Annotated in this window: 18 protein-coding genes and 10 tRNA genes; 11 read left to right on the top strand and 17 right to left on the bottom strand. The window is 40.2% G+C overall.

All coding sequences use genetic code 11. The annotated features are described in order from the left end of the window. Position 1 precedes the first annotated feature (1 nt). The 15 genes from proB to ileS all read right to left on the bottom strand — a co-directional run bounded on the left by proB (position 2) and on the right by ileS (position 13557). Positions 2–769, bottom strand: coding sequence for a glutamate 5-kinase (proB, locus tag PGH07_RS02800; protein WP_289412416.1), 768 nt, complete (start codon positions 767–769; stop codon positions 2–4). After that, the gene (obgE, locus tag PGH07_RS02805; protein ID WP_289412417.1) at positions 769–1887 is read right to left on the bottom strand and encodes a GTPase ObgE; all 1119 of its coding nucleotides are present in this window, start codon (positions 1885–1887) and stop codon (positions 769–771) included. The genes proB and obgE overlap by 1 nt, the downstream gene beginning before the upstream one ends. 232 nt (positions 1888–2119) lie before the next feature. Then, positions 2120–2374 carry a 50S ribosomal protein L27 gene (gene rpmA, locus PGH07_RS02810; protein ID WP_289412418.1) on the bottom strand — a complete coding sequence of 85 codons (255 nt, stop codon included), beginning with the start codon at positions 2372–2374 and terminating at the stop codon, positions 2120–2122. A 21-nt stretch (positions 2375–2395) separates the two neighbouring features. Further along, positions 2396–2701 (bottom strand): 50S ribosomal protein L21, encoded by a 306-nt coding sequence (gene rplU / locus PGH07_RS02815; protein WP_289412420.1) that lies wholly within the window; start codon positions 2699–2701, stop codon positions 2396–2398. Positions 2702–2787: 86 nt separating this feature from the next. Next, positions 2788–3177 carry a RidA family protein gene (locus PGH07_RS02820; RefSeq protein WP_289412421.1) on the bottom strand — a complete coding sequence of 130 codons (390 nt, stop codon included), beginning with the start codon at positions 3175–3177 and terminating at the stop codon, positions 2788–2790. 23 nt (positions 3178–3200) lie between these two features. Continuing rightward, positions 3201–3542, bottom strand: a complete 342-nt coding sequence (locus PGH07_RS02825) for a hypothetical protein (protein WP_289412422.1) — start codon at positions 3540–3542, stop codon at positions 3201–3203. Between the two features lie 34 nt (positions 3543–3576). After that, a complete protein-coding gene (locus PGH07_RS02830; protein ID WP_289412423.1) occupies positions 3577–4266 on the bottom strand; it encodes a HesA/MoeB/ThiF family protein in 690 nt (229 codons plus the stop codon). Beyond that, the gene (locus tag PGH07_RS02835) at positions 4263–5069 is read right to left on the bottom strand and encodes a carbon-nitrogen hydrolase family protein (protein ID WP_289412424.1); all 807 of its coding nucleotides are present in this window, start codon (positions 5067–5069) and stop codon (positions 4263–4265) included. Before PGH07_RS02835 ends, PGH07_RS02830 begins: the two co-directional genes overlap by 4 nt. Beyond that, a complete protein-coding gene (gene xseB, locus PGH07_RS02840; RefSeq protein WP_289412426.1) occupies positions 5062–5268 on the bottom strand; it encodes an exodeoxyribonuclease VII small subunit in 207 nt (68 codons plus the stop codon). The genes PGH07_RS02835 and xseB overlap by 8 nt, the downstream gene beginning before the upstream one ends. Next, positions 5265–6359 carry a homoserine O-acetyltransferase MetX gene (metX, locus tag PGH07_RS02845; protein WP_289412427.1) on the bottom strand — a complete coding sequence of 365 codons (1095 nt, stop codon included), beginning with the start codon at positions 6357–6359 and terminating at the stop codon, positions 5265–5267. The genes xseB and metX overlap by 4 nt, the downstream gene beginning before the upstream one ends. A 102-nt stretch (positions 6360–6461) precedes the next feature. Continuing rightward, positions 6462–7721 (bottom strand): O-acetylhomoserine aminocarboxypropyltransferase/cysteine synthase family protein, encoded by a 1260-nt coding sequence (locus tag PGH07_RS02850; protein ID WP_289412428.1) that lies wholly within the window; start codon positions 7719–7721, stop codon positions 6462–6464. A gap of 149 nt (positions 7722–7870) precedes the next feature. Continuing rightward, a complete protein-coding gene (guaB, locus tag PGH07_RS02855) occupies positions 7871–9316 on the bottom strand; it encodes an IMP dehydrogenase (RefSeq protein ID WP_289412430.1) in 1446 nt (481 codons plus the stop codon). 17 nt (positions 9317–9333) lie between these two features. Beyond that, the gene (gatA, locus tag PGH07_RS02860; RefSeq protein ID WP_289412431.1) at positions 9334–10677 is read right to left on the bottom strand and encodes an Asp-tRNA(Asn)/Glu-tRNA(Gln) amidotransferase subunit GatA; all 1344 of its coding nucleotides are present in this window, start codon (positions 10675–10677) and stop codon (positions 9334–9336) included. Positions 10678–10687: 10 nt separating this feature from the next. Continuing rightward, complete coding sequence (locus PGH07_RS02865; protein WP_289412433.1) at positions 10688–10810, bottom strand: hypothetical protein; 123 nt, start codon at positions 10808–10810, stop codon at positions 10688–10690. Beyond that, positions 10810–13557 (bottom strand): isoleucine--tRNA ligase, encoded by a 2748-nt coding sequence (gene ileS / locus PGH07_RS02870; protein WP_289412435.1) that lies wholly within the window; start codon positions 13555–13557, stop codon positions 10810–10812. Before ileS ends, PGH07_RS02865 begins: the two co-directional genes overlap by 1 nt. A 116-nt stretch (positions 13558–13673) precedes the next feature. On the opposite strand from ileS, the gene PGH07_RS02875 reads away from it, so the two are divergent. The 11 genes from PGH07_RS02875 to PGH07_RS02925 all read left to right on the top strand — a co-directional run bounded on the left by PGH07_RS02875 (position 13674) and on the right by PGH07_RS02925 (position 15198). Beyond that, on the top strand, positions 13674–14156 hold the full coding sequence (locus PGH07_RS02875; RefSeq protein ID WP_289412436.1) for a CinA family protein: 483 nt from the start codon (positions 13674–13676) through the stop codon (positions 14154–14156). Between the two features lie 84 nt (positions 14157–14240). Next, a tRNA-Lys gene (locus tag PGH07_RS02880) sits at positions 14241–14316 on the top strand. Between the two features lie 28 nt (positions 14317–14344). Beyond that, positions 14345–14420 (top strand) — tRNA-Glu (locus tag PGH07_RS02885). 14 nt (positions 14421–14434) lie between these two features. Beyond that, positions 14435–14510 (top strand) — tRNA-Val (locus tag PGH07_RS02890). A 71-nt stretch (positions 14511–14581) separates the two neighbouring features. Next, positions 14582–14658, top strand: a tRNA-Asp gene (locus tag PGH07_RS02895). Between the two features lie 10 nt (positions 14659–14668). Next, a tRNA-Lys gene (locus PGH07_RS02900) sits at positions 14669–14744 on the top strand. A gap of 20 nt (positions 14745–14764) precedes the next feature. Continuing rightward, positions 14765–14840, top strand: a tRNA-Val gene (locus tag PGH07_RS02905). 11 nt (positions 14841–14851) lie between these two features. Beyond that, positions 14852–14928: transfer RNA gene (locus tag PGH07_RS02910), tRNA-Asp, on the top strand. A gap of 10 nt (positions 14929–14938) precedes the next feature. Continuing rightward, positions 14939–15014 (top strand) — tRNA-Lys (locus PGH07_RS02915). A gap of 20 nt (positions 15015–15034) precedes the next feature. Then, positions 15035–15110: transfer RNA gene (locus PGH07_RS02920), tRNA-Val, on the top strand. An 11-nt stretch (positions 15111–15121) separates the two neighbouring features. Further along, a tRNA-Asp gene (locus tag PGH07_RS02925) sits at positions 15122–15198 on the top strand. Between the two features lie 23 nt (positions 15199–15221). Here PGH07_RS02925 and PGH07_RS02930 read toward each other — a convergent pair. Further along, positions 15222–15614 carry a hypothetical protein gene (locus tag PGH07_RS02930; RefSeq protein ID WP_289412437.1) on the bottom strand — a complete coding sequence of 131 codons (393 nt, stop codon included), beginning with the start codon at positions 15612–15614 and terminating at the stop codon, positions 15222–15224. Between the two features lie 11 nt (positions 15615–15625). After that, positions 15626–15883, bottom strand: coding sequence for a hypothetical protein (locus PGH07_RS02935; protein WP_289412438.1), 258 nt, complete (start codon positions 15881–15883; stop codon positions 15626–15628). Positions 15884–15919 lie beyond the last annotated feature (36 nt).

Genomic DNA, 15919 nt, shown 5'->3' on the forward strand with positions numbered 1-15919 from the left:
CTTATTTGTTTGTTGTAAAAAGTGTTCCACCTTGATGCACTTTATCTATAAGAAAAGACTTTACATCACTCAGATCAAATCCGCTAGCAAGGAACATCTCTCTATTATGTTTCATTAAAAAATCTGCTGAGAGTAGTTTTGTAACGATTCCGCCGGTCGCAAACTCATTATTAGGTGTATGTTCTGCTTCAAGTTCTTCTGGAAGTAATTCAGTTACTACTGCTCTCCTTTGTGCATCTTCATACCTATTTGGATCCTTATCATAAAAAGCATCAATATCCGAAAGGATCACCAGTAAATTTGCATCAAAATAGTGTGCAACGTGTGCCGAAAGTCTATCATTGTCACCAAAAACCAATTCATCAATACTTACTGTGTCATTTTCATTGATAATCGGTATAACTCCATTGGTCAATAGCGTATCTATTGCTACTTTCGCATGTGCTATTGGTTTTTCCGATTCGAATACATCAGCGCTCAAAAGTACCTGAGAACAAAAGATATCAAATATATCAAACTGTTCTTGATACATCTTAAGCAGTAGGGGTTGGCCAATTGCTGCAAGTGCTTGTCTGTTTGCCACAGACTTACGATCAAGAGGAAGTTTCGTATAACCTGCAGCTACCGCACCGGAACTAACCAATATCACTTCATATCCATTCGATTTCAACACTGTGATCAACTCTACAAGTGCTAACATACGACGTTTTGCGATCATTCCATTCTCAGTAAGTACATGAGAACCTACTTTGATAACGACACGACTCATTAAGCCTCCTCTTGTTCCTCTTCTTTAACTGCTTTAACAAAATCATTCAAAGTATAACGCAATGCCTCAGTATTTAAGTGTGTTACCGAAGAAATCGGAATAACAAATAGAGGCTCATGTTGAGGAAGTTTTACACCAAAGTCTTTTTCAAATCCATATGAACTGTACTCTGGATTTGCCTTAAACTTATTGAGTGTTTTATTTGCACTCAAACCGATATCACTCAAAAATTTTTCAGTGAGTTTATTCACTTCTTCTACTGCAAAAGTATCCGTTTTAGTTATTGCTACAGCAAACTTACGTTGAGCCAGCTTTTCAGAATACCGTTCTAATTCTACGAGTAATGACTCATATTGATATTTCATCTCTCTATAATTTGCTGCATCTATCAATAAAAGCAGTGTTTTGGTTCTCTCGATATGACGTAAAAATTCTAAACCTAATCCTCTACCATCACTTGCACCTTCAATGATTCCTGGAATATCTGCCATCATAAATGAATCAAAATCCCCGACCTGAACTACGCCCAGTTTAGGTGTCAATGTAGTAAATTCATAGTTAGCTACTTGAGGTCTAGCATTTGAGAGCGTAGAGATCAGTGTCGACTTCCCTACATTTGGATACCCAACTAATCCTACATCAGCAACCATTTTCATCTCAAGTCTGACATGTTTGGTAATACCCGGCAAACCAGGTTGTGCATATGTTGGTCTTTGGTTACTTGCATTTTTAAAGTGCATATTTCCAAGACCGCCTTTTCCACCTTCTAGAAAGAGTACCTTTTCACCCTCTTCAAGTAGGTCAAAAAGCTCTTCACCCGTTTCTACATCGACTACAGTGGTTCCCGGTGGTACGATAATCGTCGTATCTTGACCCTTACGTCCATATTTTTTACGTCCCTCTCCTGGTTTCCCATTCTCCGCTTTAATATGGTTACGCCCACGAAGTGCGGAGAGTGTATCGGTATTGTTGTCTACTATAAAATAGACTGAACCGCCACGGCCCCCGTCACCACCGTCAGGTCCTCCCTTTACAACAAATTTTTCTGTCCAAAATGAAACACATCCCGCTCCACCTTTACCTGAGCTTACAGTAAGCTCTACACTATCTACAAACATCTATAAAAACCTTTAAATATATGAAAATCTCTCAAACTATCATGAAAATCAATAAATTGTAGAATTATATCCAAAATCAAAAAATAGTTATAATGAAGAGGGTATATAAAACATATAAAATACTATCTATAATCTCATAAAACTGTAAGTTAGCTATATGAAAATGAAAGAGTGATTGAAAATTGAATTTGACAGAAATGCCTGGCAAAAAGCCAGACAGAAGTATTAAGAATTATGCAGGTACTACTGATACTTTCTTTTGTTTAGCAGTGTGGTTTTCAAACTTAACAACACCTTCGATCATTGCGAAGATTGTATGGTCTTTACCAATACCAACACCATTACCTGGTCTTACTTTTGTACCTCTTTGTCTAATGATGATATTTCCCGGTACTACCGCTTCACCACCAGCTTTTTTAACACCTAAACGACGTCCCGCTGAATCACGGTTATTCTGAGTTGATCCCTGACCTTTTTTATGTGCCATTTCTTCTCCTTCTTTACTTAATTATGCGATTGAAGTAATTCTTACTCTAGTAAAGTCTCTTCTGAAACCTCTTTTTAGCTTAGAGTCTTTTCTTCTTCTTTTTTTGTAAATGATCACTTTTTTATCTCTACCTTCGTTGATCACTTCACCTTTAACTACAGCACCCTCTACAAAAGGAGTTCCTACAGTTAGTTCACCATTGTCGATTGCAAGAACTTCTTTGAATTCTACTGCAGATTTTGGCTCAAGATTCATATTGTCAAAAGCGATGATATCACCCTCTTTTACTTTGAACTGCTGGCCACTTGCTTTAATGATTGCGTACATTGCAAACCCTTTACTACTAATTTTAAAAGTTCGTGATTATACCCAAACAAGTTTTAATTTAATTTTAAACTAAACTTATTTTCCTGCTAGTATGTGTAATTTGCACCTGCCAACGCTATACATTCTATCTCAACAAGCACATTTTTAGGTAACGTTTTCACTGCAACTGTACTTCTTGCAGGTTTATGCAGACCAAAATAATGCGCATATACCTCATTCACTTTTTCAAAGTCATTCATGTTTGCTAAAAAGATTGTTGTTTTAACTACATCGTTAAAGTGCGCACCCGCAGCTTCCAGTACATAGTAAAGATTTTTCATTACTTGATGTGTTTGATGTTCTATATCACCTGACTCCAATGTTCCATCCGGTTTCAATGCGATTTGTCCTGATGTAAAGATAAAACCATTTGCTTCAATCGCCTGAGAATAAGGTCCTATTGCCTGCGGTGCGTCTTTTGTTGAGATTTCTTTCATTCTATTCTATCCTTTCTGTTTTTTTATTTTGTATTTCTTTCATAAAAGATATAGGAAGTCGAGTAATCAGAAAATTCAAAATAAACCTTCTGTTCTCCCGGATCTTTTTGAAGATTAAAATTGACATCATCAATTCCGTATCCATAACGATAAGGTCTCATTTTACTGTCATTCGTCCCATATGCCGTGGAAAGTTTATCGATTTTGATAAAGCGATGTACCAGCTTGTCTCCAGCATAAACATCAAGTACTCCATTTGTTCCTGTCCAATTCTGCAAAGAACGGCTCAAAGAGTTTTGAGTCTCCTGTGTACAACTAACCAAAAAGAGTGAAAGCAGTGCAAAAAAAATTAATTTCAATTTCATTATCTCATTCTCCTTTTTAGTTATTTTAACATCTTTACGCTGTCGGCATTCCAAATTTCTGAGTGATCAATTCGCCTTCGCCGTTAAAGTAAAGGTAATAAAGCTTATCTTTTACAACAGGCAATCCTGCAAGATATCTGAGTGCAAGATTTGCCTGTAGGGATGCTATATGCATAACGATCGGTGCAGCTATACCTCCCGGCTTATGGTCAGAAAGGTTAAAGACTTGAAAGCTTGATGCTTCAAAGAAACAGACTTGACCGTTAAACTCTTCTACACTGGCATAGATCCAAGGTGTTTCATTTTCTTTGGCAAACTTGTCAATTTGACCTCTTGTGGGAAGGTTATCCGTTGCATCCAGGATCAGATCATATCCATTTCCCATACCTGTAAACTCTTCAAAGTTCATTTCAAAAGCTACGGCTTTGACAAAAGGATTTTTTTTCTCGATGAGTTGGGCTACTGATCTGGCCTTATTCTTCCCTTCGTCCTCAAGTGTAAATGCAATTTGCCGGTGAATATTATGATCAGAAACCGTATCAAAATCCACCATATGTATCTCACCGATGCCTGAAGTACCAAGGGCCATTGCCAGGCTGCACCCAAGTCCTCCCGAACCTATAATCGCGATCTTTTTTTTCTGGAGGTTCTGCTGTACGTTTGAGCCCCATAGCTGAATCTGACGATTGAAATACTCTTCTTGCGTTACCATCCCTTGTATCATATCCGTCCTTTCAATTCTTTCTCAAATTCCCATGCTTTTCGATGTTCTGTTACTTCAACTTTATCTATGACTTCAACCAGCATAGACTCTTTGTCTTCAAGCATCATCTCAACTTCACCTTCAGGATTTACAAGCATAGTATCACCGTAAAATCTCCACTTTACGTCATCATCCTGATACTCTCCCAAACGATTAGCTCTTAATATAAAACAGCCATGTAAAAAAGCTTTGGTTTTTATGATCTCTCTCCAGCGGTTATGAGAACCGAAGGTTGAAGCAGTCGGTAAAAGTACAAGATCTACTTTTTTATCTGTCACTTTTTGCCAAAAGTAATCAAAGTGAAGCTCAAAACCGGCCATGACCATCACTTTGAACCCTTTAATTGAAAAACTCATCGGTGGTTCAAGTTGATCGGTTGTATTGTTGGCAAAAAACTTCTTTTCATTCCAGTGAGCATATGGAAGCAATATCTGCTGTTCATAGTAGCTGATACTTTTAGGTGTGACCTTTGCTATGGTTTTATGAAACCCATCCTTTTTGGTCAGAATGATCGGTGCGATAAAAGTAATGTCATATTTTTTAGCCAGTTGTTTTAAAAGTTCTGTATGTTTACGAGTCTGCTCTTTGAGCATTGCTTTTGACATCTTCTCAAACTCTTTAAAAAAGTGATTAAGAACATATTCTCCAAGCAGCATCACATCTGCTTTTCGTTGGTGTGCTTGTTTGAGATAAAACTCCAACCTTGTTGCATTCATGCCAAGTGTAGGTAGTTGGAGTGCAGCTACTACAAGTTGTTTACTCATCACTCACATCTTGATTGGACTGTTCAATTACTGAGACTTTAATCTTTGCCTCTTCGATCAGCTTTTGTGCCTCTTTGATCGTAGTAAGCCCTTCTTCATACAGTTTGACGGACTCTTCCAATGTGATATCAGGCTTCATAAGCTTTTCAAGCAATGTTTTGGAATACTCTAACTTCTCTTCAAAAGTTTCATTTTTCATGACAAGACTCTCCTTATATCCTCTTCAAACTTATCTAGCTCTACCAAGAAAGCATCATGCCCATAGTCACTTTCTACCTCTTTATAGCTGAATGGCTGACCGTTTCTTTCCATCATCTTTGCGATATGTTCCATTTCGCATGGGAAGAAGAGGTAGTCTGTTCCAAAGCTGATCAAGTGAACTTTTGCTTTGATACGGGAAATTGCATCATGCAGGGAGTCGTACCCTCTGCTAAGATTGAACGTATTGATCGCTTTAACGATATAAAGATAACTGAGAGGATCAAACATTCGTGAAAAGTTTGCAGTGTTATATTCCATATAACGCTCTACTTCATACCGGCCAAAGAGTTCAAATAGTCCATCATTATTCACATAGTTACGTCCGAACTTCTTATCCATTGTCTCCGGTGACAAATACGAAATGTGCCCTGCAATACGGCCGATGGCTAACCCGTCAAGCCCTTCTTCTTTAAAAGCGCCTCTCTCATAATTCCCATGCTCAAATCTAGGGTCTTTACGGATAGCTTCCATGGCTACTTTGTTAAATGCAATCGTCCATGGGCGGGTTGCGTAGGTTGCGGCAAGAGAAATGATCTCATCTGCAAAATTCGGATAATCTACGGCAAACTGAAGCGCCTGCATGCCACCCATTGATCCGCCTATAATTGCACGCACATGATAAATACCAAGATGTGAAAGCAACTGCATCTGTGCACGTACCATGTCCTTGATCGTTACTACAGGGAATTTAAGACGGTATGGTTCATGACTTGGATAGTTGTCGCTCATCGGTCCGGTGCTTCCGAAACATGATCCGATCGTATTACTGCAGACTACAAAATATTTAGTCGTATCGACTGCTTTACCATCACCGATCAGACCATCCCACCATCCTGCTTTTCTATCGCCTTCATAAACACCTGCGGCATGGTGAGATCCACTCAGCGCATGACAAACCAAAACTACATTAGACCTATCTTCATTGAGCTCTCCATACGTCTCATAGGCGATCTCATAAGGTTCCAAGATACGTCCGCTTTCAAGATAGAGGGGGCTGCTAAAATGTGCGATTTTTGTTTCGATTTTCATTGACTGCTTTTTACCGGATTTATTATTAGCGCTATTTTATCGTATTTTACTTTTATTAAAGTGGGCAGATCAGCCCACAGTTTTGTTATAGAGTCGTAGATCTTACCCAAGTGCCGCTGTTAGATCATCTATCAGGTCTTGTGTATCTTCAAGACCGATTGAGAGTCTTACTAGTCCACCCGGAACACCTGCTTCAATAAGTTCTTGTGCTGAAAGCTGCTGGTGTGTAGTAGATGCAGGATGGGTAATGATAGACTTGCTATCACCGATATTAACTACAAGTGAAAAGATTTTTGTAGAATCTGCAATTTTCTGAGCTGTTGCTTTATCCTCTACTTCAAATGACAACAATCCACTATGTCCGCCCTTGAAATAGTTCTGCCCCATGACATAGTTATGATCTGATTCAAGACCCGGATAATTTACTTTCTTAACCTTAGGATGCGCTTCAAGGAATTTCGCAATAGCCAATGCAGAATCCGAATGCTGTCTCATACGTAGTGGGAGTGTCTCAAGTCCCTGAATATAAAGCCAAGAGTTAAACGGACTTGGTGCTGCACCAAGATCACGTAGCAATGCAAGTCTCACTCTTAGGGTAAATAGCGGTAACGGCAAATCAGAATAGATAAGCCCGTGATAACTTTCATCAGGTTCATTGAAGTGGTAGTAACGCGGATTATCTTTGATCTTTTCTACAAGGTTTTCTCTCTCTACGATGACGCCGCCTATCGCAAGCCCTTGTCCTGTGGTATATTTACTTGCTGAGTGTACTACGATATCACATCCAAGTTGCAGTGGGTTACAAAGTATTGGAGTAGCAACAGTGTTGTCTACACATGTCAAAATATCGTGCTTGTTTGCAATCTCAGTGATAGCATCAAAGTCCGCTACATCAATACTTGGGTTTGTGATACTTTCAAATAAGACCAGTTTTGTTCTTGCATCAATCAGCTCTTCAATTTCACTAGGATTTTGTACATTAAAGTAGCGCGTCTCGATCCCGAATCTTTTGATCGTATGTCCTGTAAGTGTCGTTGTACCACCATATACCTGTTTTGCTACGATGATATTATCACCGGCTTCAGCAACATTGGCAATTGCATAAAATATCGCTGCCATACCTGATGCTGTACCAATTGCAGCCGCTCCACCTTCAAGCGCAGCAAAACGTTTTTCAAATACATCTGTTGTCGGATTCATCAACCTTGTATAGATATTTCCAAGTTCTTTCAACTCAAAAAGATTCGCTGCATGTTCTGTATCTCTAAACTCATAGGCTGTACTTTGGTAGATAGGTACTGCCATAGTACTTTGTGCATCTTTCTCATATCCTGCATGGATTGCCAAGGTTTGTTGATTCATTAGAGTTCCTTATCTGATAATATTAAGTCAATTATAGCTTTTGAATGCTTGTAGTGAAGAGAATTTTGCAGTTTTTTTATGAATTTAAAATCTATATATAATGAAAAGAAAAAATAAATATCCAAAGTAATACTTTGGATATTTTATACTTATGAAAAATAGTTTGGAGACTCTTTAGTGATCGTTACATCATGTACATGTGACTCTTTGAGTCCAGCACTTGTGATCTCAACAAATTCTGCTTTTTCCCAGAATGTTTTGACATCTTTTGAACCACAGTAACCCATAGAAGATCTTAAACCTCCTACCATCTGGTGGATTACATCAGCAATTCTACCTCTATAAGGTACACGTCCTTCAATCCCTTCTGGAACAAGTTTGTCTGCTGCCGTACCTTCTTGGAAGTATCTATCAGTACTTCCTTTAGTCATTGCACCGATACTTCCCATACCTCTATACTCTTTGAACTGTCTACCGTTAAAGAGGATCATCTCACCCGGTGCTTCATAAGTACCTGCTAAAGCTGAACCAAGCATTACTGAACTTGCACCTACTGCCAATGCCTTAGCCACGTCACCTGAATACTTGATACCACCGTCTGCTACTACAGGTACACCCATAGCATTTGCTACTTGCGCTACTTCATCGATTGCAGACATTTGAGGCACACCTACACCTGCAACAATACGAGTCGTACAGATTGAACCAGGCCCGATACCTACTTTTACTGCATCTGCTCCCGCTTCGATCAAGTCTTTTGCAGCTGCACCTGTAGCAATATTCCCTGCAATCACATCTACATCAAGCTCTGCTTTGATCATTTTTAGCGTATCAATAATACCTTGTGAATGACCATGTGCCGAGTCAAGTACGATCACATCTGCACCAGCCTCTACCAATGCTTTGGCACGATCCAATTGCCCTACACCAATTGCCGCACCTACTCTAAGACGTCCGTGCTCATCCTTATTTGCATTTGGAAACTTCTCACGCTTTTCAATATCTTTGATCGTAACAAGCCCTTGAAGTACACCATTATCATCAACAAGTGGAAGCTTCTCAACTTTATGTTCTTGAAGCATTTTTGCCGCTTCATCAAGTGTCGTACCTACTTTTGCAGTGATCAGTGGTGCAGGAGTCATCACATCAGAAACCTTTTGAGTCATATCTGTGATAAAACGCATATCTCGGTTTGTAATGATACCGATAAGCTTCATCTCTGCATCTACAACAGGAACACCGGAGATTCTGTATTCAGCCATCAATGCATCCGCATCTGCCACACTTCTATCAGGAGCAATATAAATAGGATCAATAATAATACCACTCTCAGATTTTTTTACCTTAGTAACCTGTTTTGCCTGAGATTCGATATCCATGTTTTTGTGGATAATACCGATCCCTCCAAGGTGTGCCATCGCGATCGCTGCTCTATACTCTGTTACTGTATCCATTGCTGCAGATACGATTGGTGTATTGAGTGTTACACGCTTAGTAAGATTTGTTTTGATACTTACCTCTTTTGGAAGAACTGTAGAGTGTTGCGGGACTAGTAGTACGTCTTCAAACGTAAGTGCTCTTTTTTTGATGTTCATTATATTGTGATCCTTTCTTATTTTTGGTAATTTACGGCTCTTTCCATACTTAGAGCACCGTCGAACAGAGTTTTTTCATCAAATTTTTTAGCGATAAGCTGTAAGCCAACCGGCATACCCTCATCATTTTTAGCTACAGGAAGTGAAATAGCAGGAAGACCTGCAAGGTTGATCGCGATCGTATACATATCACTCTTATACATCTCTAGCGGATCTTCATTTGCCCCAATCTTTGGCGCTACAGAAGGTGCAACAGGAGAAAGGATAAGATCACACTCATCAAAGATCGCATTGAACTCATCTTGAATAAGGTGTCTTACTTTCTGTGCTTTGAGATAATAAGCATCATAGAACCCTGATGAAAGTACGAAGTTTCCAAGAAGGATACGACGTTTCACTTCTTCACCGAAACCTTCACTTCTTGTATTAAAGAATAGTTCTTCAGTGGTATTTGACTCAGCTCTGGCTCCGTATCTTACACCGTCAAATCTTGCCAAGTTTGTTGCTGCTTCTGCTGTTGCAAGAATATAATAAGTAGCAATGTCATACTTTGTATTCTGCATATTTTTATGTACAACAGTATGCCCTGCTGCTTCCAGAGATTTTACAGTATCTGCATAGGCTTTCTGAACATCTTCATCTGCTTCAGAAATATAATTGTCTATCACTGCGATAGTTAATTTTCTATCCGGATCCATATTGTTTGCAATATCCTCGATCTCAAAGTCTGCTGAAGTTGAGTCCTTCTCATCGTGTCCTTTGATCGCATCATACAAAATAGCAGCATCTTCCACATTTTGTGTGATCGGTCCGATCTGATCAAGGCTTGAAGCATATGCTGCAAGACCGTAGCGGCTTACACGACCATAAGTCGGTTTCATCCCAACCACACCGCAATATGCTGCAGGCTGACGGATCGATCCACCCGTATCTGAACCAAGTGCAGCAATAGCGATACCTGCTGCAACGGCTGCAGCTGATCCACCCGAACTACCTCCCGGTACTCTGCTTGTGTCATGCGGGTTTTTAGTGATACCGTAAAATGAACTTTCAGTTGTTGAACCCATTGCAAACTCATCCATGTTGGCTCTACCAAATGCCATCATTCCCTTTGATTTCAGATTTTTGATCGCAGTTGCTTCATAAGGAGCAATATACCCTTGAAGAATCTTTGATGCTGACGTAACAGACCACCCTTTTACTTGAATATTATCTTTGATCAAGATAGGTACACCTTCACCTGAGCTTTCAAATCCTACATAAGCATTGATATCTGATGCTTTTGCTTTTTCTTCAAGCTCAGCTCTGAGTTGGGCTAACTCTTCTTTGGATTTAGTTAATGCTTCTTTTAATGTGATCACTCTTTCTTCCTTACTTTCCTAGTTTCTTCTTATAATACGCTACGATACCTAAACCTACAGCTACCAATACAAAAATAATAGCGATCGATCCAATGATCACTTCATTTGGTACAGGCTGGCTTAGATCGAACATTAGCTTACTACCTCAGCACATCTTGCACAAACTTCCTCTTCGCTTGCTGATACAAACTTCCAACATCTAGGACATTTACACGCAGTAGCTTTATGAATACTATATGTTTTACCATCTACTTCAAAGCTAGCTAACTTCTCACCTTCACTACTAGACTTCACTGCCGATACCACAAACCAGTCTTCCATATCTTTTTCACTGTTAAAGCCTTCGATATCTCCAACCAGTTCAAGCTCCAATGTTGCTTTGATAAGCTTCTCTTTTCTGAGTTTATCTACCTCTTCATAGAATCCTTCTCTAATATCCATAAGGGATGAAAGATCAAACGGTACTTCCACCACCGGCAGATCCTCGTACACGAGATCAAAGATACTTTCCATATCTCCCTTAAAGATCTTAGGCGCATACTCCAAGATCTCATCAGTTGTATAGGTCAGTACCGGAGCTACAAGACCTAACATTGACTTAGCGATCAATGCCATTGCCGATTGTGCTGCTCTTCTTGTTGTACTATTTTTTGCATCACAATAGAGTCTGTCTTTACAGATATCCATATAGATACCTGAAAGTTCATTTGTAAGGAAGTGGTTAAGTATTGCAAATCCTTTTAAGAAGTCATTTGCTTCAAAAGAGGCTTTGATCGAAGCAAATACTTCACCTGCTTTAGCAAGGATCCATTTATCCAACTCTCCATACGACTCAACCGGCACGATTGCATCCAGGTCATCGACGTTTGCAAGCAAGAACCTGAAGGTATTACGTATCTTTCTATACTGCTCCGCTGTCTGCTTCAAGATATTATCCGAGATCTTCAGATCTGATTGATAATCAGAAAGTGCTACCCAAAGTCTGAGGATCTCTGAACCGTACTCTTTTACCACCTTGTCCGGAGCTACAACGTTCCCCTTCGACTTAGACATCTTTTCACCCTTCTCATCCACGGTAAATCCGTGAGTGATAAGTGTCTTATATGGTGACTTTCCTTGAACCGCTGCAGAAAGAAGCAGTGAAGACTGGAACCAACCTCTATGCTGATCACTTCCTTCTATATAGAGAGATGCTGGATACTCTCCTGCATCATAGTTACCGCTTTTGATCACAGAATTCCATGTAGAACCACTATCAAACCATACATCAAGAATGTCATTGATCTTCACTAGATCATCAGGATTATATTTGCTTCCTTCTGGCAATAGCTCAGAAATACTCATCTCATACCAAGCATCTGCACCTTTTTCATCAAAGAACGATGCGATATGTTCAAGTACATCTTCATCAAGGATCACCTCTTTAGTACTCTTACTTCTAAAGAATGCGATCGGTACACCCCAGCTTCTTTGTCGGGAGATACACCAGTCAGGACGTCCTTCGATCATCGGCTTAAGTCTGTTCTTCGCTGAAGCAGGGAAGAAAGCCACATCTTCGATCGCATCAAGTGCTGTTTGACGAAGTGATTTATCTTCACCTTTTGCCGTATCGTCTACAGAGATAAACCATTGGTTCGTTGCTCTATAGATCAAAGGTTTTTTCGTTCTCCAACAGTGTGGATAAGAGTGAACGAATTTACTTTGTTTTAGTAGGTTCTCACCAAGTAGTTCAAGGATCGGCTCATTCGCTTTGAAGATATGCATTCCAACAAACTCCTGAGGGTTTGGAAGAAGATGGAGACCTACCACAGATTCATCATAGCATCCTCTTTCATCCACAGGCATCACGACATCAAGACCATATTTAAGTCCTACTCTATAGTCATCTTCACCATGCCCCGGAGCAGTATGTACACACCCTGTACCGCCATCCATTGTTACGTGATCACCAAGAACGATTTTTGAACTACGTCCATTAAGCGGATTGATCGCCAAAAGTCCTTCCATCTCCTTAGCAGCGATCTTTCTACTAGCATGTCCGCTTACTACTCCCTCTTCGATCATAGCATCATATCTGGCTTCGGCTATGATATGTCCATCTTCTGTAAGTACATACATCTCTTCAGGGTTGATCGCGATACCTGTGTTTGCAGGCAGTGTCCAAGGGGTGGTTGTCCAGATCACAGGACCTGCTTTACCCTCAACTCCGATCTTCTCTTTAGCTGCATCACTGAGTTCAAAATGTACGTAGATAGAGTAATCTTCTTTATTTTCATACTCTACCTCTGCATCTGCAAGTGCTGTCTGTGCAGCCCATGACCAGAAGATCGGTTTATGACGCTCAACCAGAAGCCCTCTCTTTGCTACTTCGCAAAGCGTTCTGTAGATGTTTGCCTCAAATTTGAAGTCCATTGTTACATACGGGTTATCCCAGTCAGCAATACATCCTAAAGATTTAAATCCCTCTCTTTGGATATCGACAAACTTTGCTGCATGCTCACGACAAAGCTCTCTGAACTTCTCTGTCGGCATTGCCTCTTTTTTCTCTTTACCGAGTTTTTCTTCGACTTTCTGCTCAATTGGCAGCCCATGACAGTCCCAGCCTGGAGTCATACGTACTGCTTTACCCTGAAAGTAATTATATTTGAGAATGATATCTTTGAGTATTTTGTTAAGTGCATGTCCGATATGGATATCACCATTTGCATACGGAGGACCGTCATGCAAAGTGAACATTTCAGCACCGGCACGTTTTGCTTTCATCTGCTCATAAATACCGGCATCAAACCAGGCACTATATTTTTGTGGCTCATTATTTGGGAGATTTCCACGCATCGGGAAGTCTGTTTTCGGAAGGAGTAACGTCTCTTTAAAATCCATCTGTGATAACACCTTAATGAGGTCTAGCCTCGTGATAATTATCTCGTGATTGTACCCAAAAATCCATTAAACCCACCCATAGACTGCTATAGCGATATCTATGCTATACTTCATTTATGGAAAAATTAGAAAAAACCGTAGAAAATCTTATAAAAACGCTAAGTATGAGAAACCAAACCGTTAGTTTTGCAGAGAGTTGCACAGGCGGACGGATCGCAGCTGCATTTACTGCGGTATCAGGTTCCTCAAATATATTGCATGGTTCCTGTATCACCTATGCCAACGAGATCAAAGAGCGATGGCTGGGAGTCCCGAAAGAAATACTCGAGACCAAAGGTGCCGTGAGTAAAGAGTGTGTGGAACATATGCTTGAGGGGATGGAAAGAATGGCAGCTTCTGATTATACCCTGGCAGTATCAGGCATAGCCGGGCCAACTGGTGGAACGGAGTTCAAGCCTGTGGGCACTGTCTATATAGGACTTCGTACACCTGATGGTAAAAATGAGGTACATCATTGTCTCTTTAAAGGAGATAGACATCAGGTACAGGATCAGGCAACTACTTTTGCCATTGAATTATTAGAAAAAAATGTAAATTAATATTTTTTTCAAAAACTCTTGACATTAAAAATATTCTAAGCTATAATTCCGTCCACTTATTCGCAAGTGAATGAGTAAAAACATGACCTATTAGCTCAGCTGGTAGAGCAACTCCCTTTTAAGGAGTGGGCCCATGGTTCGAATCCATGATGGGTCACCATTTAATTTATGACTGTTTGGATCTAGATGACCCTTTCATCTAGTGGCCAAGGATGCTGCGTTTTCATCGCAGAAACAGAGGTTCAAATCCTCTAGGGGTCGCCAAATTAAACAGTTACGGTCGCTTAGCTCAGTTGGTAGAGCGCTACCCTTACAAGGGAGATGTCACAAGTTCGAGTCGTGTATCGACCACCATTAAAATCTTGTCTTAATTTAAGGTTAAGGTGAGTATAATTTAAGCTCAAATTAATATGTGAGATTACGGTGCGGCGGTAGTTCAGTTGGTTAGAATACCTGCCTGTCACGCAGGGGGTCGCGAGTTCGAGTCTCGTCCGCCGCGCCACTTTTTAGGTGACCTATTAGCTCAGCTGGTAGAGCAACTCCCTTTTAAGGAGTGGGCCCATGGTTCGAATCCATGATGGGTCACCATTTTTATACACATTATCATTGGTCGCTTAGCTCAGTTGGTAGAGCGCTACCCTTACAAGGTAGATGTCACAAGTTCGAGTCTTGTAGCGACCACCATATTTTTCGGTGCGGCGGTAGTTCAGTTGGTTAGAATACCTGCCTGTCACGCAGGGGGTCGCGAGTTCGAGTCTCGTCCGCCGCGCCACTTTTTAGGTGACCTATTAGCTCAGCTGGTAGAGCAACTCCCTTTTAAGGAGTGGGCCCATGGTTCGAATCCATGATGGGTCACCATTTTTATACACATTATCATTGGTCGCTTAGCTCAGTTGGTAGAGCGCTACCCTTACAAGGTAGATGTCACAAGTTCGAGTCTTGTAGCGACCACCATATTTTTCGGTGCGGCGGTAGTTCAGTTGGTTAGAATACCTGCCTGTCACGCAGGGGGTCGCGAGTTCGAGTCTCGTCCGCCGCGCCACTTATTTTAAAACAATCAATAAATTATTTTTTATCCATTAAAATCTCTGCTTTTGTACGTAACTTTCGTGTTAAAAAAGATCGCTCTCTTTCAGTCAATGTATCTACTGTTATGACCTCTTGTTTTCTATTCTTTTCTTTTGATTTATTCTTTTTATCTGTTTTTTCCTCTTTGCGAAACATGGTGAGTATCAGATAAGCTGATATAGCAATATTGGAAAAGATCAGTATCCACTTGCCTACCAATACATACGACAGATACGCTACATTCTCTGAAAGCCGCAGATACTCAACAATATCTCCATAGATCCATTGTGATAACAATACCATAGAGAGCAATACCGCTACGAATGTAAGCCTCCTACGGAAGCGATAGATAAGTGTCCAAAGTATGAGTGATCTAACCTGTCTTACCATATATTTACACCTTAGAGTAGGCTAATGCCAAGCAGTGCTAATACTGCAAAAAGAGATTTTGTCTTCAAAGAGTCTGTGATCTTTCTCTTTTCTTCAGCTAGCATTATCTCTAACTCTTCATCATTGTAGTCATCAAAGCTCTTGTGTCTCATGGTAAGTTCTGACTTCAGTGCCAATACTGCTCTTTCCTGTATGGCTAGATCGATCTGATCTTTGAGCTTATCACTTAGTGAACTAAATGGAGTAGTGATGCGTTCGACTAGATTCATGAAATATACCTCTCAATCATTATTACTTATTATATC

Source organism: Sulfurovum zhangzhouensis (assembly GCF_030347965.1).
GTDB classification, from domain to species: Bacteria; Campylobacterota; Campylobacteria; order Campylobacterales; family Sulfurovaceae; genus Sulfurovum; species Sulfurovum zhangzhouensis.